Origin of the sequence: Pseudomonas thivervalensis (genome assembly GCF_001269655.1) — a bacterium.
Taxonomy (GTDB): Bacteria; Pseudomonadota; Gammaproteobacteria; order Pseudomonadales; family Pseudomonadaceae; genus Aquipseudomonas; species Aquipseudomonas thivervalensis.
Genome location: NZ_LHVE01000002.1, coordinates 96,550 through 121,081, shown reverse-complemented (window position 1 = coordinate 121,081; position 24,532 = coordinate 96,550). Strand labels below are relative to the sequence as shown.

At 58.9% G+C, this 24,532-nt stretch carries 18 protein-coding genes, 1 other RNA gene and 1 pseudogene; 14 read left to right on the top strand and 6 right to left on the bottom strand.

Translation table 11 applies throughout. The annotated features are described in order from the left end of the window. Nucleotides 1-5: 5 nt before the first annotated feature. Complete coding sequence (locus tag AD659_RS03220) at nt 6-1,409, bottom strand: sodium-dependent transporter (protein WP_053118760.1); 1,404 nt, start codon at nt 1,407-1,409, stop codon at nt 6-8. A gap of 118 nt (nt 1,410-1,527) precedes the next feature. Between AD659_RS03220 and smpB the strand changes: the two genes are divergently transcribed. Further along, nucleotides 1,528-2,010, top strand: a complete 483-nt coding sequence (smpB, locus tag AD659_RS03215) for an SsrA-binding protein SmpB (protein ID WP_042730880.1) — start codon at nt 1,528-1,530, stop codon at nt 2,008-2,010. Between the two features lie 117 nt (nt 2,011-2,127). On the opposite strand, the gene AD659_RS03210 is transcribed toward smpB, so the two are convergent. After that, nucleotides 2,128-2,895 (bottom strand): FCD domain-containing protein, encoded by a 768-nt coding sequence (locus AD659_RS03210; RefSeq protein ID WP_053118328.1) that lies wholly within the window; start codon nt 2,893-2,895, stop codon nt 2,128-2,130. Nucleotides 2,896-3,158: 263 nt separating this feature from the next. On the opposite strand from AD659_RS03210, the gene AD659_RS03205 reads away from it, so the two are divergent. The 8 genes from AD659_RS03205 (at nt 3,159) to AD659_RS03175 (ending at nt 13,138) form a co-directional block, all read left to right on the top strand. Beyond that, nucleotides 3,159-4,853, top strand: coding sequence for a lactate permease LctP family transporter (locus AD659_RS03205; protein WP_053118326.1), 1,695 nt, complete (start codon nt 3,159-3,161; stop codon nt 4,851-4,853). Between the two features lie 150 nt (nt 4,854-5,003). After that, nucleotides 5,004-5,828 carry a (Fe-S)-binding protein gene (locus AD659_RS03200; RefSeq protein ID WP_053118324.1) on the top strand — a complete coding sequence of 275 codons (825 nt, stop codon included), beginning with the start codon at nt 5,004-5,006 and terminating at the stop codon, nt 5,826-5,828. After that, nucleotides 5,825-7,282, top strand: a complete 1,458-nt coding sequence (locus AD659_RS03195) for a LutB/LldF family L-lactate oxidation iron-sulfur protein (RefSeq protein ID WP_053118321.1) — start codon at nt 5,825-5,827, stop codon at nt 7,280-7,282. The genes AD659_RS03200 and AD659_RS03195 overlap by 4 nt, the downstream gene beginning before the upstream one ends. Further along, entirely contained in the window at nt 7,279-7,950 is a 672-nt protein-coding gene (locus tag AD659_RS03190) for a LutC/YkgG family protein (protein WP_053118319.1), read from the top strand. The genes AD659_RS03195 and AD659_RS03190 overlap by 4 nt, the downstream gene beginning before the upstream one ends. Beyond that, a complete protein-coding gene (locus AD659_RS03185) occupies nt 7,947-10,814 on the top strand; it encodes an FAD-binding and (Fe-S)-binding domain-containing protein (RefSeq protein ID WP_053118318.1) in 2,868 nt (955 codons plus the stop codon). Before AD659_RS03190 ends, AD659_RS03185 begins: the two co-directional genes overlap by 4 nt. A gap of 99 nt (nt 10,815-10,913) precedes the next feature. Then, complete coding sequence (locus AD659_RS03180; protein WP_053118315.1) at nt 10,914-11,201, top strand: hypothetical protein; 288 nt, start codon at nt 10,914-10,916, stop codon at nt 11,199-11,201. 96 nt (nt 11,202-11,297) lie between these two features. Beyond that, nucleotides 11,298-11,694, top strand: a transfer-messenger RNA (tmRNA) gene (ssrA, locus tag AD659_RS28980). A 187-nt stretch (nt 11,695-11,881) separates the two neighbouring features. After that, nucleotides 11,882-13,138, top strand: coding sequence for an integrase domain-containing protein (locus AD659_RS03175; RefSeq protein WP_053118313.1), 1,257 nt, complete (start codon nt 11,882-11,884; stop codon nt 13,136-13,138). 155 nt (nt 13,139-13,293) lie between these two features. Here AD659_RS03175 and AD659_RS03170 read toward each other — a convergent pair whose 3' ends face one another. The 4 genes from AD659_RS03170 to AD659_RS03160 form a co-directional block, all read right to left on the bottom strand. Next, entirely contained in the window at nt 13,294-16,770 is a 3,477-nt protein-coding gene (locus tag AD659_RS03170) for a DEAD/DEAH box helicase family protein (protein WP_053118311.1), read from the bottom strand. A 1-nt stretch (nt 16,771) separates the two neighbouring features. Then, a complete protein-coding gene (locus tag AD659_RS03165) occupies nt 16,772-17,404 on the bottom strand; it encodes a 3'-5' exonuclease (RefSeq protein WP_053118310.1) in 633 nt (210 codons plus the stop codon). Between the two features lie 140 nt (nt 17,405-17,544). After that, complete coding sequence (locus AD659_RS28975; protein ID WP_082343508.1) at nt 17,545-18,738, bottom strand: restriction endonuclease subunit S; 1,194 nt, start codon at nt 18,736-18,738, stop codon at nt 17,545-17,547. Further along, nucleotides 18,731-20,218, bottom strand: coding sequence for a type I restriction-modification system subunit M (locus tag AD659_RS03160; protein WP_053118308.1), 1,488 nt, complete (start codon nt 20,216-20,218; stop codon nt 18,731-18,733). Before AD659_RS03160 ends, AD659_RS28975 begins: the two co-directional genes overlap by 8 nt. A 132-nt stretch (nt 20,219-20,350) precedes the next feature. Here AD659_RS03160 and AD659_RS30120 point away from each other — a divergent pair. The 5 genes and pseudogenes from AD659_RS30120 to AD659_RS03135 all read left to right on the top strand — a co-directional run. After that, nucleotides 20,351-20,491, top strand: a pseudogene (locus tag AD659_RS30120) (integrase); the annotation flags it as partial. Nucleotides 20,492-21,475: 984 nt separating this feature from the next. After that, nucleotides 21,476-22,876 (top strand): YfjI family protein, encoded by a 1,401-nt coding sequence (locus AD659_RS03150; protein ID WP_053118306.1) that lies wholly within the window; start codon nt 21,476-21,478, stop codon nt 22,874-22,876. Then, entirely contained in the window at nt 22,860-23,219 is a 360-nt protein-coding gene (locus AD659_RS03145) for a hypothetical protein (RefSeq protein ID WP_053118304.1), read from the top strand. Before AD659_RS03150 ends, AD659_RS03145 begins: the two co-directional genes overlap by 17 nt. Continuing rightward, complete coding sequence (locus AD659_RS03140) at nt 23,197-24,177, top strand: integrase domain-containing protein (protein WP_053118758.1); 981 nt, start codon at nt 23,197-23,199, stop codon at nt 24,175-24,177. Before AD659_RS03145 ends, AD659_RS03140 begins: the two co-directional genes overlap by 23 nt. Next, on the top strand, nt 24,174-24,449 hold the full coding sequence (locus AD659_RS03135; RefSeq protein ID WP_053118302.1) for a hypothetical protein: 276 nt from the start codon (nt 24,174-24,176) through the stop codon (nt 24,447-24,449). Before AD659_RS03140 ends, AD659_RS03135 begins: the two co-directional genes overlap by 4 nt. Nucleotides 24,450-24,532: the final 83 nt, after the last annotated feature.

Below are 24,532 nucleotides of genomic sequence, written 5' to 3'. Positions count from 1 at the left end.
AAGCGTCACTTCCACAGCTGGGCGGCAAACACTACGAGAATGCCGATGGGCGCCACATAGCGCATCAAGAACAGGCTCAAGGCAAAGAGTACCGGGCTGCGCAGCGACAATTCATCACGTACCGCTTCACGCCCCATGACCCATCCTGCAAACACCACGAAACACAAACCACCCAGTGGCAGCATGATCCGTGATGTGAAGAAATCAATCACGCCGAAGAAATCCAGCCCTCCGGTTGCTCCCCACTGGTAGAGATGAAACAGCCCGCCTTCGTTCACGAAAAACTTCGCTTGCTTCCATATATTGAAGGAAAACACCGTGCCCAGGCCGACAAACCAGCAGGTGAACGCCAACCAGAAGGTTACCCAGGCACGGCTGAGTCGGGTCCGCTCGACCAGGTAGGCCACCATGGGCTCCAGCAGGGAGATGGCCGAACTCCAGGCTGCGATGGCCACCAGGAGGAAAAACACCACCCCCATTACCTGGCCGAACGCCATGCTGCCGAAGGCAAAGGGCAGGCTGACAAACATCAACCCCGGCCCTTCGCTAGGGTTCAGGCCAGCAGCAAACACAATCGGAAACAATGCCACACCCGCCAGCAGCGACACGAAAGTGTCCAGCAGGGCGACGCCGAAAACGGTGCGGGTCAGGGAGGCGTTCTTGGGCATGTAGGCGCCATAGATCATGATCGAACCGACCCCGACGCTCAGGGAGAAAAATGCATGCCCCATGGCTGGCAGCAGGCCGTCCAGGACTTTCTCCGGCTGGAAGTCGAACATGAAATGCACGCCTTCCATGAAATGCCCGGTGGTCATGCTGTAGCCCAGCAGCACCAGGATCATCACGAACAATAACGGCATCATGATCCGCAGGCTGCGCTCGAGCCCGGCGACCACGCCTCGGGCAATCACCACGGCGGAAAGCACCATGAAAAGCGTGTGCCAAAGCGTGAGCCTCCAAGGGTCGGCGATCACATTGCCGAAGTAAGCGCCGACCTGATCAGGCGTCGCGCCTTGGAAATCGCCTCGCCCCATGTCGATGATGTAGTCCAGCGACCAGCCACCGACCACGCTATAGAAGGACAGGATCAACAGTGCCGTGATCATCCCGGCGAACGCACCCCAGGACCACTTCGGCGAATGTCCGGCCTCCACAGCCAACACCTTCAGGGCGTTGGCCGGGCTTTGTCGGGCGCGACGGCCAATCAGTGTCTCCGCCAGCATGACTGGCGCGCCGATAAGGGCGATGCATGCCAGGAACATCAGTACGAAGGCGCCGCCACCGTAGACGCCGACCATGTACGGAAACTTCCAGATACTACCCAGCCCCACAGCAGAACCGGTCGCCGCGAATATGAAGACCCAGCGGCTAGCCCAACTGCCGTGGACAGAAACCTTGTCTGTCGACATCGTGATCACGCCCAAGCGTTCAAAAAAGAGGCCGCATTGTCCGGGATTCACTCAACGTGCTCAAGCACGCAGCTTCACCGTAGCCGACACGCACGCAACTGCCTATAATGCCGCCCCTATGGCTAAACAGAAGAAACACCCCACAGGGACCATCGCGCAAAATAAAAAGGCGCGACACGATTACTTCATCGAACAACGTTTCGAGGCTGGCATGGTCCTGGCCGGCTGGGAAGTAAAGAGTCTGCGTGCCGGCAAGGCGCAACTGGTCGACAGCTACGTGCTGCTCAAGGACGGCGAGGCCTGGCTGCTGGGCAGTCACATCACGCCACTGACCACCGCCAGCACCCACGTGATCGCCGACCCGGTGCGCTCGCGCAAGCTGCTGCTCAACAAGCGCGAGTTGGAAAAACTCTTCGCCTCCGTGCAGCAGAAGGGCTACACCTGCGTCTGCACCTCGTTGTACTGGAGCAAGCACTTGATCAAGTGCGAAATTGCCCTGGGCAAGGGCAAGAAGGAGTACGACAAGCGCGATACCGAGCGCGAACGCGATGCCGGCCGCGAGCTGCAGCGCGCGGTGCGCAACAAGGGCAAGGAAGACTAGCCCGAGGTCAACTATGGGAGCGAGCTTGCTCGCGATGACGACGACACATCCAACATTGATGGGTCAGGCAGACCGCCATCGCGAGCGAGCTCGCTCCCACAGGACTCGCGGGCACGATTACATTCCCTTGCGCCGCTCCGCCCGCGCTACGCGCTGCACTTCCTGGCGCACCTCTTCCAAGACTTCCTGCACATACAAGATATGTCGGCTGGAAACTTCCCGTGCCTGCTCGGCATGCCCATCCATAATGGCCTGGAACAATTCCCGATGCTGGCTGATCAGCATGTCGCGGGTTTCACTGCGCTGCTTGTACATGCCGCCGATATTGGTGACGACGTTGCGCTTGAGCAGGTCGAACAGGCCGCGAATGGTGTGCAGCAAGACCGCGTTATGACTGGCCTCGGCGATGGCCAGATGGAACCGCGCATCCGCCGCGCCCTCCTCCGCCCGGCTCACCTCGTCGTGGCGCGCGTAACAATCCTGCAACTCATCAAAGGCCGCCGTCAGCCGCTCGCGATCCACTTCCGTGGCCCGCAGTGCTGCGTAATAGGCGCAGGACGCTTCCAGGGTGTGACGGAACTCCAACAAATCGCGCTGTGCTTCGGGATTGCTTTCCAAAAGCTGCAGCAGCGGATCACTGAACGTCGAGCCCAGCGACTCCACCACATAGTTGCCGCCGCCCTGGCGACTGATCAACAAGCCTTTGGCCGTCAGCTTCTGGATCGCTTCACGCAACGAAGGGCGTGACACACCGAACTGCTCGGCCAGGGTCCGTTCGGCGGGCAGTCGCTCACCCGACTTCAGCGTGCCCTCAAGGATCATGCCTTCAAGCCGCTCGACAATATCGTCAGACAGACGGCGCTGACGAATCTGATCAAACCCCATAACTCAATTCTCCACGAACCCGACAGCTCGCCGGGCTCTCTATTCTGGCCCATCCGGGCCGTGCTCACACCCACCAAAAACCATTTGTTCGAACGGATCAGATGCTCTCTGCACCGCTTATTCGACGAAAGTTTCAGGGCGGCAAATTGACACACGACAACCAAGGCTTTTACCCTAGCCGACAGCGCTTGTAAATTGGTATTACCAATTAACCAAAACCGCTGACCAGTGCCTGACCAACAACAATTAGGGGCCCACCCATTATGCAAACCTGGCAACAGCTCTACAGCCCGCTCGGCAGCCTCGGCTTGTCCGCACTCGCGGCCGTTATTCCCATCGTGTTTTTCTTCCTGGCCCTGGCGGTGTTTCGCCTCAAGGGACACGTGGCCGGCAGCATCACCTTGGCCCTGGCGATTGCCGTGGCGATCTTCGCGTTCAACATGCCCGCCGACATGGCGTTTGCCGCCGCCGGTTATGGCTTCGCCTATGGCCTGTGGCCCATCGCCTGGATCATCGTTGCCGCAGTGTTTCTCTACAAACTGACCGTCAAGAGCGGCCAGTTCGAGGTGATTCGCAGCTCGGTGCTGTCGATTACCGATGACCAACGCCTGCAAGTGTTGTTGATTGGCTTTTGCTTCGGCGCCTTCCTGGAAGGTGCCGCCGGTTTCGGTGCACCGGTGGCGATCACTGCCGCCCTGCTGGTCGGCCTGGGCTTCAATCCCCTGTACGCCGCAGGCCTGTGCCTGATCGCCAACACCGCCCCCGTGGCATTCGGCGCGCTGGGCATCCCGATTATCGTGGCCGGCCAGGTCACCGGGATCGACGCCTTCAAGATCGGCGCCATGACCGGTCGCCAACTGCCCTTGCTGTCGCTGTTCGTGCCGTTCTGGCTGGTGTTCATGATGGATGGCCTGCGCGGCGTCCGGGAAACCTGGCCAGCAGCGCTGGTGGCCGGCTTGAGCTTCGCCATCACCCAGTACTTCACTTCCAACTTCATTGGCCCGGAGCTACCGGACATCACCTCCGCCCTGGCCAGCCTGATTTCCCTGACCTTGTTCCTGAAAGTCTGGCAGCCCAAGCGCACCGCCGGCGCCCAGATTGCCGGCGCGACCTCCAGCGCAACGGTCACCGCCAGCGTCGGCGGTTTCGGCCAGCCGCGCAGTACCGTGGCTTCGCCCTACAGCCTGGGGGAAATCATCAAGGCCTGGTCGCCGTTCCTGATCCTGACCGTGCTGGTGACGATCTGGACCCTCAAGCCGTTCAAGGCCATGTTCGCCGCTGGCGGCTCGATGTACGGCTGGGTGTTCAATTTCGCCATCCCGCACCTTGACCAGATGGTGATCAAGGTCGCGCCCATTGTGATCAACCCCACCGCCATCCCGGCCGTGTTCAAGCTTGACCCGATTTCCGCCACCGGCACGGCGATTTTCTTCTCGGCACTGATCTCGATGCTGGTATTGAAGATCAACCTAAAAACTGGTCTTACCACTTTTAAAGAGACGCTTTTCGAGCTTCGCTGGCCGATCCTGTCCATCGGCATGGTGCTGGCGTTCGCGTTCGTCACCAACTATTCGGGCATGTCGTCGACCATGGCCCTGGTGCTGGCCGGCACAGGCGCGGCATTTCCGTTCTTCTCGCCGTTCCTGGGTTGGCTGGGCGTGTTCCTGACCGGCTCCGATACGTCGTCCAATGCCCTATTCAGCTCGCTGCAAGCCACCACCGCACACCAGATTGGCGTCAACGACACCCTGCTCGTCGCGGCCAACACCAGCGGCGGCGTGACCGGCAAGATGATCTCGCCACAATCGATCGCCGTGGCCTGTGCGGCGACCGGGTTGGTGGGCAAGGAATCGGATCTGTTCCGTTTCACCCTCAAACACAGCCTATTCTTTGCAACGATTGTCGGTCTGATCACGTTGGCCCAGGCCTACTGGTTTACCGGCATGCTGGTTCATTAAGTCCTACACGCAATACTGGAAAAACCGACGCCGAACCGTGATTCGGCGTCTGCTATTCACAACCGGGTCTGCAAGGCTGCTGAAAGATTTCCTGGCTATATTCAGCAGCCTCAGCGGACGGATAACCGGGACCACCCGGAGACACGCCTGATGAGCGAGCTTTTTTACAACGCCGTACCGAACGCGACCCGTGTCGCCCCGCCCTTGCCTGAGCCTCGGCAGTACCCCAGCGAGAAACCCCGTCGGGTCTATCTGTTTGGCACGTGCGTGGTGGACCTGTTCTATCCCGAAGCCGGCATGGATGCGATTCATCTGCTGGAGCGCGAAGGGATCCGGGTGGACTACCCCCAAGGGCAAAGTTGCTGCGGGCAACCGGCCTATACCTCGGGTTACACCGAGCAGGCGCGGACCGTGGCCCGGGCGCAACTGGCCTTGTTTGCCGAAGATTATCCGGTGGTGGTGCCCTCGGGTTCCTGCGCCGGCATGTTGCGCGAGCATTACGCCGACCTGTTCAAGGATGAGCCGGACACGCTCAAGCAGGTCCAGGCCCTGGCGGCCCGGACCTATGAACTGGCCGAGTTCCTGCTGTTGGTCTGCAAGGTGCAGTTGAACGACAGCGGTGCGCCGGTGAAGGTCGCGCTGCATACGTCCTGCTCGGCACGGCGTGAAATGAATACCCACCTGCATGGCCGTGCGTTGTTGGCGCAGCTGCGTAATGTGGAGCGAGTCGAACACAGCCACGAAAGCGAATGCTGTGGCTTTGGTGGGACGTTCAGCGTTCGCATGCCGGATATTTCCGGCGCGATGGTGGCCGACAAGACTCGGGCACTGAAGGAATCCGGCGCGCACCAGATCGTCAGCGCCGACTGCGGTTGCTTGATGAACATCAACGGCGCGCTGGAGAAGCAGCAAGAGGCGTTACGCGGCCAGCATCTGGCGAGTTTCCTCCGGCATCGCATCGGAGGTGTCGCATGAGCACGCCGACACTGATTCCGACCGTTGAGGTGCAGGAAGATTTTCGCGCCCGAGCCCACAAGGCCCTGGACGACACGCAACTGCGAAACAACTTTCGCAGCGCGATGGATTCACTGATGACCAAGCGGGCAACGTCCTTCAGCGATGCCCACGAAAGAGAACACCTGCGGGTGCTGGGCAATGCTGTCCGCGCCCGTGCGTTATCCAAGCTGCCCGACCTGCTCGAGCAACTTGAAACCAACCTGACCCGCAACGGTGTGAACGTGCACTGGGCGGAAACGGTGGACGAAGCCAATGGCATCGTCCTCTCGATCATCCGCGCTCACGAGGCGCGGCAAGTGATCAAGGGCAAATCGATGGTCAGCGAAGAGATGGAGATGAACCATTTCCTCGAGGCTCGGGACATTGAATGTCTTGAGTCCGACATGGGGGAATACATTGTCCAACTCGACCACGAGAAGCCTTCACACATCATTATGCCGGCGATCCACAAGAATGCCGGTCAGGTCGCGTCCTTGTTCCACGACAAACTCGGCGTGGAATACACCAAGGACGTTGACCAACTCATTCAGATCGGTCGCCGGGTCTTGCGACAGAAATTCTTCGAGGCCGATGTAGGCGTCTCCGGCGTCAACTTCGCCGTCGCCGAAACCGGCACGCTGCTCCTGGTGGAAAACGAAGGCAATGGACGGATGTCCACCACCGTGCCACCGGTGCACATTGCCGTGACCGGCATCGAAAAAGTCGTCGAGAACCTGCGCGACGTCGTGCCGCTGCTGTCGCTGCTGACCCGTTCGGCCCTCGGCCAACCCATCACTACCTATGTCAACATGATCTCCGGGCCACGCAAGGCCGATGAACGGGACGGTCCCCAGGAAGTCCATCTGGTCCTGCTCGACAATGGTCGCAGCCAGGCGTTTGCCGACAGTGAATTGCGCCAGACCCTGAACTGCATCCGCTGCGGCGCCTGTATGAATCATTGCCCGGTCTATACCCGAATCGGCGGCCATGCCTACGGCGAGGTTTATCCGGGGCCTATCGGAAAAATCATCACGCCGCACATGGTCGGCCTGGCCAAGGTGCCGGACCACCCGAGCGCCTCTTCCCTGTGCGGCGCCTGCGGTGAAGTCTGCCCGGTGAAGATTCCGATCCCGGCGTTGCTGCGGCGGCTACGGGAAGAAAACGTCAAGGCACCGGACAGCCCTAACCAAGTGATGCGCGGCCAGGGCAGCAAATATTCGTCCAAGGAACGGTTCATCTGGAATGCCTGGGCCTGGCTCAACAGTTCGCCGCGGCTGTACCGGCTGTTCGGTTTCCTCGCCACGCGCCTGCGTGCCCTGACGCCAAAAAATGTCGGCCCATGGACCCAGAACCACAGCGCCCCCAAACCCGCCGCCCGCTCATTGCATGACCTGGCCCGCGAACACCTGAACCAGCGGGGAGACCGCCGATGAGCGCCAAGGACAATATCCTCGCCAAGCTGCGTAAAAGCCTGACGGGCACCACGCCGGTTGCCGACAACTTCGACGTCGAGCTGGTGACGCAAACCTATCGCTATGCACCCGAGGAACGTATCGCGCAATTGCGCAAGCTGATGGAAGCGGTGCACACCGAAATCCACCTGACCTCCGAAGAAGGCTGGCCGGCCCTCCTCGCGCAGTTGCTGCGCGACCGTCAACTGCCGAGCCTGCTCATCGCCCCGACCACCACGCACGGGGAAAAAATCACACAGTTCTGGGCGAACCATCCGGACCTACCAACCCTCAAGGCCTACGACCGCCCGATAGAAGACTGGAAAGCCGAGCTGTTCAACGACACCCCGGCCAGCCTCACCGGAACCCTCGGCGCCATCGCCGCCACCGGCAGCCTGATTCTCTGGCCGACACGGGAAGAACCGCGGCTGATGAGCCTGGTCCCCCCGGTGCATTTCGCCCTGCTCAAGGCCAGCGAGATCCGCGACAATTTCTATGAGGTGCAACAGGAATTCGAGTGGGCCCAAGGCATGCCCACCAACGCCCTGCTGGTATCCGGCCCGTCGAAAACCGCCGACATCGAACAAGTCCTGGCCTATGGCGCCCATGGTCCTAAGGATCTGGTGGTCTTGATTCTGGAGGACCAATGACCCTTCCGGCCCCTTTCCTGCACGATGTCCAACAACTGATCCCGAAGCAGCGACGTTTCGACGATCCCTTGTCGACCCTGGCCTTCGGCACCGACGCCAGTTTCTATCGGCTGATTCCGAAACTGGTGGTACGCGTCGAATCCGAAGATGAAGTGATTGCCCTGCTGAAACTGGCCCAACGTGACCAGGTCCCGGTCACGTTCCGCGCCGCCGGCACCAGTCTGTCCGGCCAAGCCATCAGCGACTCGGTGCTGATTGTACTTGGAGATAACTGGAACGGGCGCGAGATTCGCGACCAAGGCAAGCAGATCCGTTTGCAGCCCGGCGTGATCGGCGCCCAGGCCAACGCCTGGCTGGTCCCGTTCGGACGCAAGATCGGCCCTGACCCGGCCTCGATCAACGCCTGCAAGATCGGCGGCATTGTCGCCAACAACGCCAGCGGCATGTGCTGCGGCACCGCGCAGAACACCTATCACACCCTGGCCGGCATCCGCTTGGTCCTGGCCGATGGCACGCACCTGGATACAGAAGACGACAGCAGCGTGGCGGCTTTTCGTACAAGCCATGGCGAACTGCTGGAGCGCCTGGCCACCCTGGGGCGCGAGGCCCGTGCTGACACCGAACTGGCTGCGCGAATCCGACATAAATACCGTCTGAAAAATACCACCGGCCTGTCGCTCAATGCCCTGGTGGATTTCGACGAGCCTGTGGATATCTTGAGCCACCTGTTGGTCGGCTCCGAAGGCACCCTCGGCTTCATCAGTGCGGTGACCTACAACACCGTCATCGACCATCCGAACAAGGCTTCGGCCCTGATCGTCTTCCCGGATGTGGAAACCTGCTGCAACGCCGTCACCGTGTTGAAAAACCAACCCGTCTCAGCCGTGGAGCTGCTGGACCGCCGCAGCCTGCGCTCGGTGCAGGACAAACCGGGCATGCCGGATTTCGTACAGCACCTGTCGATCAATGCCTGCGCCTTGCTGATCGAGTCCCGCGCCGCTTCTTCGTCTTTACTGCAAGAGCAGTTGGGTCGGATCATGGCCTCCCTGGCCGGTTTCCCGGTGGAAAAACAGGTCGACTTTACCGAAGACCCACGGGAAAACGCCCGGCTCTGGGCGATCCGCAAAGACACCTTCCCCGCCGTGGGCGCGGTGCGCAAGACCGGGACCACGGTGATCATTGAAGACGTGACCTTTCCGGTGGAGCAACTGGCCATCGGCGTGAATCGCCTGATCGAGTTGTTCGACAAACATCACTACGACGAAGCGATCCTTTTCGGACACGCGCTGGAAGGCAATCTGCACTTCGTCTTCACCCAAGGCTTCAACAGCGCCGAAGAAGTCGCCCGCTACCAGGCGTTCATGGATGACGTGGCGCAATTGGTGGCGGTGGAATTCGGCGGCTCGCTGAAAGCCGAACACGGCACCGGGCGCAACATGGCGCCGTTCGTCGAGCTGGAATGGGGCAGCGATGCCTACCAATTGATGTGGCAGCTCAAACGCCTGCTCGACCCCAACGGCATCCTCAACCCCGACGTGGTGCTCAGTGAAGATCCGCAAATCCACCTCAAGCACCTGAAACCGCTGCCGGCCGCTGATGAAATCGTGGACAAGTGCATCGAATGCGGGTTTTGCGAGCCGGTGTGTCCCTCCAAGGACCTGACCTTGAGCCCGCGCCAGCGCATCGTGATCTGGCGCGATATTCAAGCCAAGAAACGCGCCGGCACCGACACCACCGAACTGGAACGTGCCTACCAATACCAGGGCATCGATACCTGCGCCGCCACGGGGCTGTGTGCACAACGGTGCCCGGTAGGCATCAATACCGGCGAGCTGGTGAAAAAACTGCGCAGCCGCGACGCGACGAAGACGAAAACCGCCAACTGGATTGAAGGAAATTTCGCCACCACCCTGCAAGGCGCACGCTTCGCCCTGCACGTCGCCAACGGTGCGCGCATGTTGCTGGGCGCCCCCCGCCTGGCGAAACTGTCGGCCTCGTTGACACGCCTATCCAAGGGCCAGGTGCCGCAGTGGACCAACGCCATGCCTCAGCCGGAAAAGGCCATACGCTTCAGCCCCACCGTGCCGGACGAACGTCCGAGGGTGGTGTACCTGGCGGCGTGTGTATCGCGGGTCATGGGCCCGGCGGCGGGCGACGACGAGCAGATGTCACTGTACGAAAAGACCCGCTCCCTGCTGGAAAAGGCCGGTTATCAGGTGGTCTTTCCCGACAATGTGAACAAACTCTGCTGCGGCCAGCCCTTTGCTTCCAAAGGCTACACCGAGCAGGCCGAACACAAGCGCCAGGAACTGATCGGCGCCTTGCTGCACGCCAGTCGCGGCGGGCTTGACCCCATCTACTGCGACACCAGCCCCTGCACGCTGCGGCTGGTCCAGGACCTTGGCGAGGTGCGCCTGGATCTGTATGACCCGGTGCGTTTCATCCGTACCCATCTGATGGATCGCCTCGACTTCATTCCCCAGGAGGCGCCCATCGCCGTGCACGTCACGTGCAGCACGCAGCACCTCGGCGAAAGCCAGGCGCTGATCGACCTGGCGCGCAAGTGCAGTAAGCAGGTGGTGATTCCGGAAGGTATCCATTGCTGTGGTTTTGCCGGCGACAAGGGCTTCACCGCCCCCGAACTCAACGCCCATTCACTGCGAAGCCTCAAGGACGCGGTTCAATATTGCACCGAGGGCATTTCCACCAGCCGCACGTGTGAGATCGGTCTGACGCACCATGGGGAAATCGACTACCACGGATTGGTGTATCTGGTGGACCGCGTCACCCGGCCCAAACCCGACAAGGGCGAGGGCGTCGCGACGGGCCCCGAAGAAAAATCGAATTCCTGCGCTTCGCTGTAGTCACTTGAATAGGCCCGGCTCCGCTGGGTCCTCCCTTATGCTCGGCCCTGTCTGTGACCCTACGGCCAGCACCGAGACCAGACGTTAAAGGAGATTCACATGAAGCACACCGCACTTGCTGGCTTGTTCATTTCCGCTGCGATGTTGGCCTCTCCGGTGTTTGCAGGAAGCCAGGATGACCTTTGCAAAATCAACCTGCAAAAGATCAGCGACGCCAAAGTCAGCACCGAGCAAATGAGCGAAGGTCTAAAGACCGACATCGACGCCACCGTCGGACAAGCCAAGGCTGAGCACGCCAAAGGCACCAAAGAAGGCACCGAAAATTGCATCTCGTTGACCAATCAGGCCATCCAGAAGCTGCAGAACAACGCCAAAGGCGACCAGTAGCATTACCGCAGGCCAACCTTCGGGTTGGCCTCGGACATGGATTGGCGTACACTGCACATGCCTGCCGCTCCAACAGACTCACGGAGCGACAGGTTCGGGGCCGTTTAGGATTCGACGCCGGTTGCGAAACTCTAGGTGCATGCCGAGTTGGTAACAGAACTCGTAAATCCACTGTTGCAACTTCTATAGTTGCCAATGACGAAAACTACGGCCAGGAATTCGCTATCGCTGCGTAAGCAGCCTTAGATCCTGAGCTTCTGGTACCTTCGGGTCCAGCAATCATGAGGGGATGTCCGTAAACCCAAAGTGATTGTCATATAGAACGGAATCGCCGTGCAGTACGTTGTGGACGAATCGGCTAAAACTTACACAACTCGCCCAAAGCACCCTGCCCGTCGGGTCGCTGAGGGTTAACTTAATAGACACGGCTACGCATGTAGTACCGACAGCGGAGTACTGGCGGACGGGGGTTCAAATCCCCCCGGCTCCACCACTTCATCATCTAAAGACGTCCACGGACGTCTTTTTTTGTGCCTGAAATCCAGTGAATACGGGGGTTTCAGGACTACCGGAGGCTTTCCAGGTTTTTTGAGTTCCAGGCGGTTTGGTATTCCCAATGGTATTCCCGGCTATCCGGCGCTAATCTTGGGAATACCAAAAGGTGTCATGGAGTACTTCTCATGTGCGCTCAAACCACCCGCCTCTCCGACCGCCAGCTCAAGGCGGTCAAACCGAAAGACAAGGATTACGTCCTCACCGATGGCGACGGGCTCCAGCTGCGAGTCAGGGTCAATCGCTCGATGCAATGGAATTTCAACTACCGACATCCCGTCACCAAAAATCGAATCAACATGGCGCTCGGCTCTTATCCCGAGGTTTCTCTTGCACAAGCCAGAAAGAAAACCGTTGAGGCCAGAGAGCTGCTTGCACAGGGCATCGACCCAAAAGCTCAGCGCAATGAGCTTCAGGAAGCCAAACGAGCGGAAACGGAACACACCTTCGAGAACGTCGCCACCGCCTGGTTCGAGCTGAAGAAGGACTCGGTCACGCCGGCGTATGCTGAAGACATCTGGCGCTCACTCACACTGCACGTTTTTCCGAGCATGAAATCGACACCAATCTCGGAAGTCAGCGCCCCGATGGTGATCAAGCTCCTTCGCCCAATCGAAGCCAAAGGTAGTCTGGAAACAGTGAAACGGCTGAGCCAACGGCTCAACGAGATCATGACCTACGGGGTCAACTCAGGAATGATCTTCGCGAATCCCCTCAGCGGTATCCGGGCGGTTTTCAAGAAGCCGAAGAAAGAGAACATGGCTGCGCTTGCACCTGATGAGCTTCCGGAGCTCATGCTGGAAATCGCGAATGCCAGCATCAAGCGGATCACTCGCTGTCTGATCGAATGGCAACTGCACACGATGACCCGTCCTGCCGAAGCGGCTACCACTCGATGGGCAGACATCGACTTTGACAAACGCATCTGGACCATCCCGCCGGAGCGCATGAAAAAGCGTCGCCCCCACACCATCCCGCTGACCGAACAGGCACTCGCGTTACTGGAGGCGCTTCAGCCCCTCAGCGGCCACAGGGAATACGTGTTCCCAGCTGATAGAAATCCGCGCACCCACGCCAACAGCCAGACCGCCAACATGGCGTTGAAACGCATGGGCTTCCAGGACCGCTTGGTCAGCCACGGCATGCGCTCCATGGCCAGCACTATCCTGAACGAGCATGGGTGGGATCCGGAGCTCATCGAAGTCGCGCTGGCGCATGTCGACAAGGACGAAGTACGAAGCGCTTATAACCGAGCGGACTACATCGAACGCCGGCGTCCGATGATGGCTTGGTGGAGTGAGCACATCCAGAAGGCGGCCACCGGCAACCTGTCGGCATCTGCGATCAATCAAACCAGGGAGCACAACGTCGTGCCGATACGGTGAGTGCTCACCTGTTGGCGACAGCGGCGACAACCTGCGTGATCCGTGGCGTGCAGCATGGCGACAGAAATGGCGACTGTCGCCACTCGCTTAGTCAAATGCTACAGGCCCCGACGCCAGTGCAAACCAGGCAGTGCCCATTATTGAGTCAGTCGCCATCAAGCGGCCGCACTGCGTTTGATTGCGGTGATCACCGAAATGATCGCGTTGGCATCAGCGTCGCCAAACGCACCGTCTAATCCCTCATGATGCAGTGCGGTAAACGGCGGCTCGTAGAGTTGGCCCGGCTCCATTACGCCCTGCCGAGTGAGACGCTCAATAATCATTTCAACAAAACGAATCTGCTGACTGCTGTAGCGGTTCTCGTCGAGGAATTGACCGAAAGCCTCTTTTGCGGCGTTACGGTCCAAGCCTACCAATGAGCGGATCAACAGAGTCAGCGGCTGGTCAGCGCCATAGCACTGTTCGAATTGCTCGCGACTCTGAACCGGTTCCGACTCGTAGACAAAATGCTCCAGCTCGCTCAGGTCGCTCGGTGTCAGCGGCCGGTTGAATTTGAGCTTGGCGATTGCCACGTGATTCTCGTTGCCACGGATATAGGCTTCGACCTTTTTCTTGTACTGCTCCAGATTGATGCCAGTGTTGAAATCCTTCAGGTTGACCACCGTCGCTTCGCCAATTTCGTCGCTCAGCACGCTATAAACGGGGTTGCTCGGGCGGCGTTCGATAAACTTGATCAGCTCGCGCATCTTGCGCCGCAGTTGCTCAAGCATCGGCAAGCGGATGTCCTGCCAGTACTCGTCGGTTTGCACGTCCTGAAGCAACGCCAGCTCAGCATGCACTGCCGGAATGCTGTCCATCACTTCTAGCTGGCTGGCCAGCTCGACCACCTTATCGCGATACGTCACGAAGTCGCTGGTCGAGCGCACTAACGCCAGCTGTAAATTCAGGCACAGGAGATCGAACAACTTGGCGGTGATGTGCTCAGGAGCGCGCTCACTCGGCAAGCCGGCGACGTGACTGCGCAGATCACCCAGCGCCGCATCATCCAGCGTATTCCAAACTTCACGCTCGGCAAAGCGGGTTACGTGCTCAAGTTCGGTACGCACGATGAAGTTGTCCTTATTCATCGCCGCGACTTCGTCGTGCAGCTCGTCGGTCAACTCCGTGCGCAGCTCGACAAAGGCATCGTACCGGCCTCTGGTTTCCGCCAGATCACCAGGCTCGCGAACGTCCTTCGGCGCTAACAACGACAGCAGATCCAGCCGCGCTTTGAACAACCGCTTGCCTAGCGGTTCGGCCGTACCGCCCAAAGCGCCTTTAGGATTTTCGTTGAAGTATTCGAAGTTGGCGCAGAAATCGAAGATGGCGAACTCGCGCTTGTGCACACCCGGCGCAAACAGGTCCGGGCATAGGCGCGTGCCGCGGCCGATCATCTGCAAGAACTTCACCTTTGAGCGAACGGCCTTGAAGAACACTAAATTCAGCACCTGTGGCACGTCGATGCCGGTATCGAGCATATCCACGGAAATGGCGATCTGCGGCTGCTTGTTCAGCTTGCTGCTGAAGTCATCGATCAGAGTCTGCGCATAACTCACCGCATGGGTGATAACCCGGGCAAACTCACCCTTAAAGTGCGGGTAATGATGATTGAAGCGCCGGGCGATAAAATCGGCGTGCTTTTGATTCACTGCAAAAATAATGGTCTTGCCAAGCTTGTCCCCACCCTCCACTGTCAGGCCATTTTGCATCAAGTGCTTTAGCATCAGGTCAACGGTTGGCTCGTTGAATAACTGCTTGTTGATCTCAGACGCTAGCACCTCGGTAGGTGCATCACCTTCGGCACTGTAATCGCCCCAATCCAGCGACTCCCAGTGCTCTTTCTCATCATCGCTGAGCTGGTCGTAACGGATGCCTTCGCGAACAAACTTGATCGGCACCGAATAAGCCTTGGGCGGCACCAGATAACCATCATCCACCGCTTCATTCAGGCCGTAGGCATCGGTCGGCACACCGGTCTCCAGACCGAACAGGTGATAGGTATCGCGATCCACTTCGTCACGCGGGGTAGCGGTCAGGCCCACTAAATAACTGTCGAAGTAACGGAAAATCGCGCCGTACTTCTGGTAAACACTCCGGTGCGCCTCGTCGATCACGATCAGGTCGAAATGGCCTACGCCGTACTTGCGACGGTCGCCCTCCATCTGGTCGATCAGACCCATCATGGTCGGATAGGTGCACAGATACACCCGACCTTGGCCATTTTTGTCGGTGACCAGATTGACTGGACTGGAGTTCGGCAGGAACTCCTTGAAGGCACTGGCGGCTTGATTGACCAAGGCCACCCGGTCCGCCAGAAACAGCACGCGTTTGACCCAGTTGCCACGCATCAGTAGTTCGATCAGGGCAATCGACATCCGCGTCTTGCCGGTGCCGGTGGCCATGGTTAGCAAACCGGCGCGCCGGCCCTGACTGAGTGACTCAGTCATCGCCCGAATCGCCCGGTGTTGATAAGTCCGCTCGACAATCTCGCTATTGATCGGCAGCTCGCTCAGCTTGTTTTGCAGGCTGCGCCGCTGAATCGCCAGTTCCAGCTCATCGCGGGTATAAAACCCCTGTACCTCACGTGGCGGCGCACGGCGGTCATCCCACAGCCAGGTGTGGTTGCCGTTGCTGTAGAAAATCAGCGGCCGCTGGCCTTTCTCGGCCTCCAGGCAATCGGCATACAGCTTGGCTTGTTGCTGGCCCACGTCCGGGTCTTTCAGGCTGCGTTTGGCTTCCACCACCGCCAGCGGTTTGCCGTTCGCACCCCACAGCACGTAATCGACAACCCCCTCGCTCTGCGCGTTAGGCATGCCGCTGACTGGTACTTCGGCGTCGGCGTTTTTGCCCAATTCCCAACCGGCCTCGCGCAACAGCACGTCGATAAACAACCGGCGGGTATCGGCCTCGTCGTAATCGTGGCTATCGGGTACAGCAATATTGTTGGCCTTGGCCTGGGCCAGTGCCGCACGGGTGGCGACCAGTTCGGCATCCAGCTTCGCCAGCAAGGCTTCGCGTTCGCTCAGGCTTGCAGCCTGTTCGGCAATCGCTGCCTCGCGGGCTTCCAGAGTGCCGTGCTGGGCAGCGATCTGTTGCTGGAACTTGGCTTCCTGCTTCTTCAATTCATCGCGGGTAAAGGCCGCCGCATCGCTAACACTGACCAACTGCGGCACGCGCTTTTCGTCGAACGCCGCATCGATGCTCTTTGGGTCGCTTTTTCGGGTATAAGTCCGAGCCAGCCAGAACAGCAGATGAAACAGCTCTCGCACCAGCTTCATCGCATCGCTGTAGCTAATCGGCTGATTGGCGTGCACCGCCTGATTGCCGAACTTCTGAATCAGCCGCGCCTTTTGATGAATTTGCGGCGGCAGCAGTCGCACAAATTCGACCTGAGTCAGCAGCAGGTTAAGGCCATTGTCGTAAGGCATGCGCAGGTCGCGGTCATGCTCGTACAGCCAATGCACAGCCTGTTCCAAGGCATGGCGGGTGCGCATGCAGCAGGCACGCGGGTCGGAATACACCAGCTGTTCCGCGCCCCTGGCCGGCTCAAACAGTGTTTTAAATTCGGGGATGAGAAATTCAAAGTTGCTCATATCAGCCAGCTGCCTTCTGTGAGTCAATTTCGCATAGGTGATGGCGCAAGCTACCGGTTAAATTATGAATCCTGCGGATAAAATTAGACGGCTCGCGATAGGTCATTACCAGCCGATTAATCGCGCGTGTCATGGCCACGTAGAGCAGGCGCGTCTCGTCGGCTTGGTCTTCACCTTTTTTCGGTATTTTCCCCAAGTTAGGGATCAGCACCGGGCAGAACTCCGGGCCCTTGCTCGAATGCATGCTGACGACCTTGACCGCATCCTCGCAGCCATACAACGTGCCGTGGCACTTGCCGCTGGCCTCGCTCAAGGTCCGCTCAATGCGTTGGGCCTCAGCGGTGCTGCGATCGATCACCGCAATATCATCCAACGCGCGGCCTTGGCCTTGCTCGTTGCGAATGCGCTCCAAGGTGCAGTTTTGTTCCTGCCGTTCGGACTCACAACCCAGCAGCTCCAGCACGCCGCTCGGCGGATGCATCAGCACAGAATTCGGCCGCAAAGCTTTAGGCCCCTCCGGAACATTGAACCAGCACAGATAATCGTCTTCGAGCTTCTTCAAACGCTCGTCCAGCCGGCGCTCGACAGGGGTGTCGAAGCGGCAAGTGGTACGTGCGGGGAACAATTGATTCATTTGGGTTGCCTGTTCCTTGGCGTGCCGGGGCACTGTACTGGTGCCGGTAAAGCCTGCGGGATGGGTTGAGCAACGCGATACGCATTCGATTGGACTATGTTAGTTGATGGGTATCGCTACGCTCACCCCATCCAAACGGGCTAGAGTTGCGAGCTAAATCCCGCTTGCTGCAACGAACTAAATAAGCGGTCTGCTGCGGATACCTGCTGTTCTGCTACATCCTTTTGTTGCCAAACCAGCCTCATCAACTCCCCAAATTTCGCCTGCTCTGAAAGAGGCGGAAGATATACATGGAACCGCTTTGCTACGGGGAAGTAGATCGTTTTGTGCGTTGAGCCTGTGCTTTTAGCGACCAAATATTGCTTTGACGCTCTAAATGCTGCAAGCAAGTAAAGTGGGTTAATTCTTTCGCCACATACCCAGTTTACAAAGTCTTGTGATGTAGCCATCTGCCGTCCCAAAATCGTTGCAAAACCTACAGATGCGGTTCTTGAGAAACACACTGTGTCTTTTGGCAAGATAACGGCGGAAGAATTAGATATCCCTTTAGCGGTTGCTTGCTGTTCCGTATTCAATGCTATTTTCCCATCTAGGCGCCTGATGTCCGAAAGACTGATCCACGGAATGTCACCGTCCCAATACTCAGCGATACCCCGACTTGGTGTATGGCCTGTGGCGAGACGTGCAACACTCACAAGAGGAACGTATTGGCCAGCATCCGGTTGAGATGGTTGGTCGATGGAAACCGGTGGGCCATAAGGTGAGCCGCAAAACTCTCGGAATCCTGAGTCGATCAACTGATCGAGCTTGGCGATGGCTTCGCGGCGCTTGGCGCGCAGCGCTTCGGCCTTATCCAAAATCGCCGCGATACGGCGTTGTTCGGGGAGTGATGGGAGCGGGATCATTGCCGCACGAACAATTTTGTCGCTGACGGCTGGATAGCTTGCCCCTGTAGCAAGGCGCACCATTTCTCCAACGAACTTAGGGTGCTTTACCCAGTGAAAAAGATACGAACCATCGACCCTATCCGAGCGCGGCCGTAAAACGGTGTAGCCAGTCGACGCAGTGGCACCATCAAGCTCAATTGGCACAGCAGCCACACCGTTTAGATTAGGCCGTACAGTGGAGACAAGGATGTCTCCAGCCTTAACAATTTGTCGCGCACGAGATGGTGCAGCCGAGCAAGCAATAGGGCTAATACCTTCGATGCGCTTTGTATCTTTATCGACTGATGACAAATCAATGTAGTCAAACTCACCATCGGGATCGTCTGCTGCCGGATTCCAAGTCAGACATCGATCAGTGCACTCGCCTAGCGCAACCAGATTACTCACCGATCATCCCCTCCAACTCATCCATCCCCCGCATAATCTCCGCCTCCAGCACCTTTAACTCAGCCAGAATTTTCTGAGGCGACTCGTGCTGCACCTCCTCGTAAACCACTTGCTTGTAGCGGTTGATCGACAGGTCGTAGTCGTTGCCGACGATTTCTGCCTTGGGCACCAAAAAGCTCTGTTCGGTACGTGCACGGTCAGCGTCACCGGCGCGGTTATGCCAGCGGGTGATGATGTCGGGCAGGTTGTTGCTGTCGTGTTTGTCGCTGGCCAGTTCGTTGCGTTTGTCGTCCAGCGAATAGCCATCGGCTTGCATGTTGTAGAACCAGACGTTATCAGTACCGCCAGAGTTGGTTTTGGTAAACAGCAAAATGGCAGTGGACACCCCAGCATAGGGGCGGAACACACCCGACGGCATTGAAACAATGCCGTCCAGTTTGTGCTCTTCCACCAGCATCTGACGCAGCGCCTTGTGCGCGTTGCTGGATCCGAATAAAACGCCGTCCGGGACGATCACCGCCGCGCGGCCGCCGGCCTTCATCAGGCGCAGAAATAGGGCGAGAAACAGCAGCTCGGTCTTTTTTGTTTTGACGATTTGTTGCAGGTCTTTAGCGCAGCTTTCGTAATCCAGGCTGCCGGCAAACGGCGGGTTGGCCAGAATCAAACTGAACTGCCCTTCAACGCCGGCATGGCCTTCGCTGAGCGAGTCACGGTTTTCAATCGCCGGGTTTTCCACGCCGTGCAGCAGCATGTTCATCGAGCCAACGCGCAGCATGGTGCTGTCGAAATCGAAGCCGTGGAAGGTGTCGTGGTTAAAGCGCTTGGCGCTGGCAGCATCCTGGTACAGCTCGTGGCTGTGGTGGGTGTTGAGGTATTCGGCAGCCGCCACCAGAAAACCTGCGGTGCCGCAGGCCGGGTCGCAAATGGTGTCCGATGGTTTTGGCGCCATCATCTCGACCATCAGTTTGATGATGTGCCGAGGTGTGCGGAACTGACCATTCTGCCCAGCGCTGGCGATTTTGCCGAGCATGTATTCGTAGAGGTCGCCCTTGGTGTCGCGGTCTTCCATGGGGATGGCGTCGAGCATATCCACCACCCTGGCCAGCAACGCCGGGCTGGGAATGGTGAAACGCGCATCCTTCATATGCCCGGCGTAAGTGGACTCTCCATCCTCACCGCCCAGCGACTTGATAAAAGGGAATACCTTGTCGGCAATCAACGCGTACAAACTGGAAGGATCACCCAGCGCCTTGAACGCCGCCCAACGCAAATGCGCCTGGTAGGGACTGAAAATCGGATTATCAATCGGCTGCCCGGTGCGCGCAGCCTTGCGCTCTTTAACCGTCTGCAACTCGTCGAGGCGTTTGATAAAGAGCAGGTAGGTCATCTGCTCGATGACTTCCATGGGGTTGGAAATACCGCCGCTCCAGAACGCATTCCAGATCTGGTCAACTTGGGATTTGATGGCGCCTGTGATCACTACTGATAACTACCTGGATTGACTGATGGGTTTACTGCCCAGCGCAGCAACACTGCGAGCAATAAGTCAAACCGGGAACGCCGGCCTGATGGGGTGCGCGCAGTGTAACGATTAGCGGGTGAGGCTGTCAGGTACAACCGCGCGGACTACATTGAACGACGGCGTCCAATCATGGGTTGGGGGAGTGAGCATATCCATAAGGCGGCTCCGAGCAACCTGTCGGCATCTGCGATCAATCAAACCAGGGACCGAAACGTCGTGCCTATGCGCTGAGCGTTCAGGTGTTGGCGACAGCGGCGACACCGGCGACAACCCGCGTAATACCTGGCCTGCAGCACGGCGACAGAGGTGGCGACTGTCGCCATTGCAAGTCTAGCTCTTTGGGCCTTTCCGGCTAAGCCCATTCGGGCGAGAAGGCTCCGCATTCTCACCCGCATGGGCTCACATTTAAAACCGACCAACGACCACTAGGCCATGGAAAGCCACCGACCTCCAAGGTCTTCCAGCGCTACCGATTGGCGCAAGAATCTCCCCAAAAATGCTATTGACCGCGAGCAAAATGAGCGCTAAACCAGAACCGTACCAGCGCTGTCCTCGACAGCACCCAGGTAGCCAGAACCTTTGAGGCTACGCCACACCGTGGTGGTTCTCCCCCAAATGCGATTAGCGTCCGGCGGCTCGCACGGTCACTACCCATGTGATGGATGCCTACTTCTTCCAGAGCGCCCACTGCGGCAACTCATACTCCGTCCTGGCGGCCCTGCAGCAACTTATCCGCTTGGCCAGTTCTTGCGCCAACCTGTTGCCCGTCTCTTTCCCCCCGAAAGAGACGGGCGCCTCTCACACTGCTGCAGCCCAACTCGCATGGGGCTTTGCGGCTTTCCCCCTCGTGACAATCGGCGTGACAAATACCGAATGCTCACTCGCCACAGCGATGCCGATGATGGTGCCGCAGCCCTCGGAATGGACTGCACCTGACTGACAGTCAGGCATGCCCCGGTCATCGCTTCACTGCCTTCACCCGACTCAGGATCTCGCGGCGCCGGTCTCGTCAGCCAGTGCAGCCTCCACCCGCCCACTTTTGCGGAAGTGTTCAGGAGGCCAGATCATGAGATGCCCAAGCTCCCGGCCGTAAGGAGCCGTCAGTCCCGCGTAGTGGACAAACCTCACAGGTCGCAGGGGCCTTGATCCCTGATAACACTCAACAACCGTGGCGGGATGAGTGAGGACGAAGTCGACAATTTCAGGAGAATAGCGATGCAACTGTGCGAAGCGTTCGAGCCACCACAACCCTTGCTGGAGTACCAGCAGGCGCCACTGCCCTACCCGGTCGAAGCACTCGGGGATTTGTTGGGCCCTGCGGTCGAACGACTGGCCGAGGTGATCGGCGTACCCTGCGCCATGGCTGCACAATCGGTGCTGGCTACCACGGCCTTGGTGAGCCAGGGCCATGCCAATGCCCAACTCGACGGCCGAACTTATCCGCTGTCCCTTTACCTACTGACGGTGGCGTCCTCGGGTGATCGCAAAAGCGCGGTGGATCACCTGGCACTGAAGGCGGCGCGCGACTGGGAACGACAGCAGTGGACCCTCTATGCGGAAAAGCTAAAAACCTATCGCGCCGCTACCAACATCATGGCCAAACCCAAAACCTCAAATAAACACGCGGAGGCGGAAGGCGGTGAGCTATCCGAGCCGGTACCGCCGAGACTGATCATTGCCGAACCCACCATTGAGGCTCTGGTCAAAAGCCTGTGCCATGGTTTGCCCAGCATGGGCTTGTTCAATGATGAAGGTGGCCAGTTCTTGGGCAGCAGCACCATGAGCAAAGAGAACCTGCTCAAGGCGATCACCACCTTGTCGACACTGTGGGATGGTAGCCCGATCGACCGGGCGCGTTCCATGGCCGGAGAAAGCCTGCGCGCCTATGACCGCCGCCTCAGTCTGCATCTGATGCTGCAGCCCTACCTGGCCAACCAACTGTTCAAAGACCCGGTGATCAATGGCCAAGGCATCCTCGGCCGTTGCCTGATCAGTTGGCCCGAGCGCCTGGCTGGCCAGCGACTCTACAAGGCAATCGACCTGACCCGAGATGCCAAAGTCCAGGACTACCAACAGCGGATCACCGCCCTGCTACAAAAGCCCTGGTCGCTTCACAAGGATGGCTCACTCAATCCCGCCACGCTCGAACTGACCGCCCGTGCCCGTCGTGCCTGGATTGATATTCACGACACCATCGAGTGCCAGTCTGGTGAGTTCGGCGAGCTGGCCGCCGTCCAGTCTGTCGCGGGTAAGGCGGCGGCGAATGTACTGCGTATCGCGGGCGTGCTGGCCATGGTTGAAGAGGCCAGTGCATTGGAGGAAGCACACATCCAGCGCGCCTCCACGCTGATGGATTACTACTTGGCCGAGATTCAGCGCCTGACCGAACAGGAGCCGGTCAATAGCCGATGCGAAGAGGCTGATCGGCTGCTGCGTTGGTTGATGCAGAAAGGCTGGACCCACTTCACCATCCGCGACGTCAATCGCAACGGCCCTCGTTTTGCCCGCAAGAGCGCTGACCATACCGCCTCTTTATTGGTCGTGCTGATCACTCATCGCTGGCTGAGCAGCCGCGACGGAAAAACCTTCGAGGTCCGCCATGTTTCGCCTCAATGACGCGGTGCGTCGCTACCAGGCGCAACAACAACCACAACCCGAAGCGCGGCGTGTCGCCGCTGTTGTCGCCACCCTGTCGCCACGCGCCAGGCCAGAAGCGACGCGGGTTGTCGCCGCTGTCGCCGCTGTCGCCACACCACACCTGGAGCCTGCCCACCTCGCCCTGCTGATCGAGCAACTGCGTGAGGAAGGGGCACTGCTGCAACACCACGAGAACGCCCTCCTGATCCGCCCGACACACTGGCAGCAGGTGGACAGGCTCAGCCCTCACTGGAAAGCCCTGCTGCTCTTTCTGCAAACAAACGAACACGGTGATGACGATGGCTCTGGTCGGTCGGCGTGATGGGCGCAACTTTGGCTATGGCCGCCAGCTGAGCTACGCCGGCCCGCAAGCGCTCAAGGATTTGTTTGCCGGTGGCCACTTCGCCACGGTTAAAGCGCATAGCGATCGCTGGCAAGCGTTCGTGCGTTGGTGTCGGTCAGAGGACGGCCCCGGCTACAACGATGCGCACCAGATCGATCGATTAACGCTGCAGGACTACGCAGCTTACCTGCGCCAGCAGATCCAGCAAGGCGAACTCTGCATCGCCACCGCGCAGAACCGCCTGAGCAGCGTCAACCGCACCCTCGCTGCGCTGCGCGGTGATCAGGACGTGAGGATCGCCAGCCCGAGCCAGGCGTTAGGACTGCAGCGCTCGAGCGTACGCACCCGCGCGCCGGATGGCCAAGACCACCAACAGATGCGGCGAGTACTCGAGGCGCTAGGCAAACAGCAACACGAACGGGTGGCGGCGATTGTCCTGTTGGCCCGAACAACCGGTATGCGCCTGCGCGAAGCGATCCTGGCTGACCTGCCACGACTGCACCGCGAAGCCGAACACTTAGGCCGCATCAACATCCAGGACGGCACCAAAGGCGGCCGCTCAGGGGCTTCAGCGCCGCGATGGATTGCAGTTAATGCAGAGGTGAAAGCGGCGCTGCAGCTCGCCCGAAATGCGTCGCCAACCGGCAGCCGCAACTTGCTGACCCGAGACGAAAGCTACGCCGCGTTCCTGCAACAGACCGTGCTCCCCGCCCGCGAAACGCTGCATGCACACGGGTTGAAAGGCTTTCATGAACTGCGAGCAGCCTACGCCTGCGAACGTTACGAACAACTCACGGGCCACGCGGCACCAGTCAATGGTGGCCACTGCTATCGCATTGACCGCGACCTTGATCAACAGGCGCGGCAACAGATCAGCCTTGAGCTCGGGCATAACCGGATCGATGTGGTTTCGGCCTACATTGGAGGGAGAGCGTGAGCAAGCCCTTCGATATGGCACTGTTCCTGAGCGGCGTACTGACCGGCTCGAAGGTCACGCAGCAACGCCACCTACGCCAAGCCCGAATCATGCAAGCAGCCATTCAACAGCGATGGCAACGCGATAATCCCTGGACCTGGCAGCTCAAGCATGTGCGCTGGTTTTTGACACAGCACCTGAAAGACCATTCCGACGTCACCCGGGATTACTATCGCCTCACTACCCTATTGATCTGGAAACGATTAGGGAATGAGCGAGAAATGCTGATTTAATTCTCGAATCGTGAATAGGCAACCCTCCAGACTCACTTACCATCCTTCATCTCTCAGCGTGGATATCTCTTGCGAATAAACCT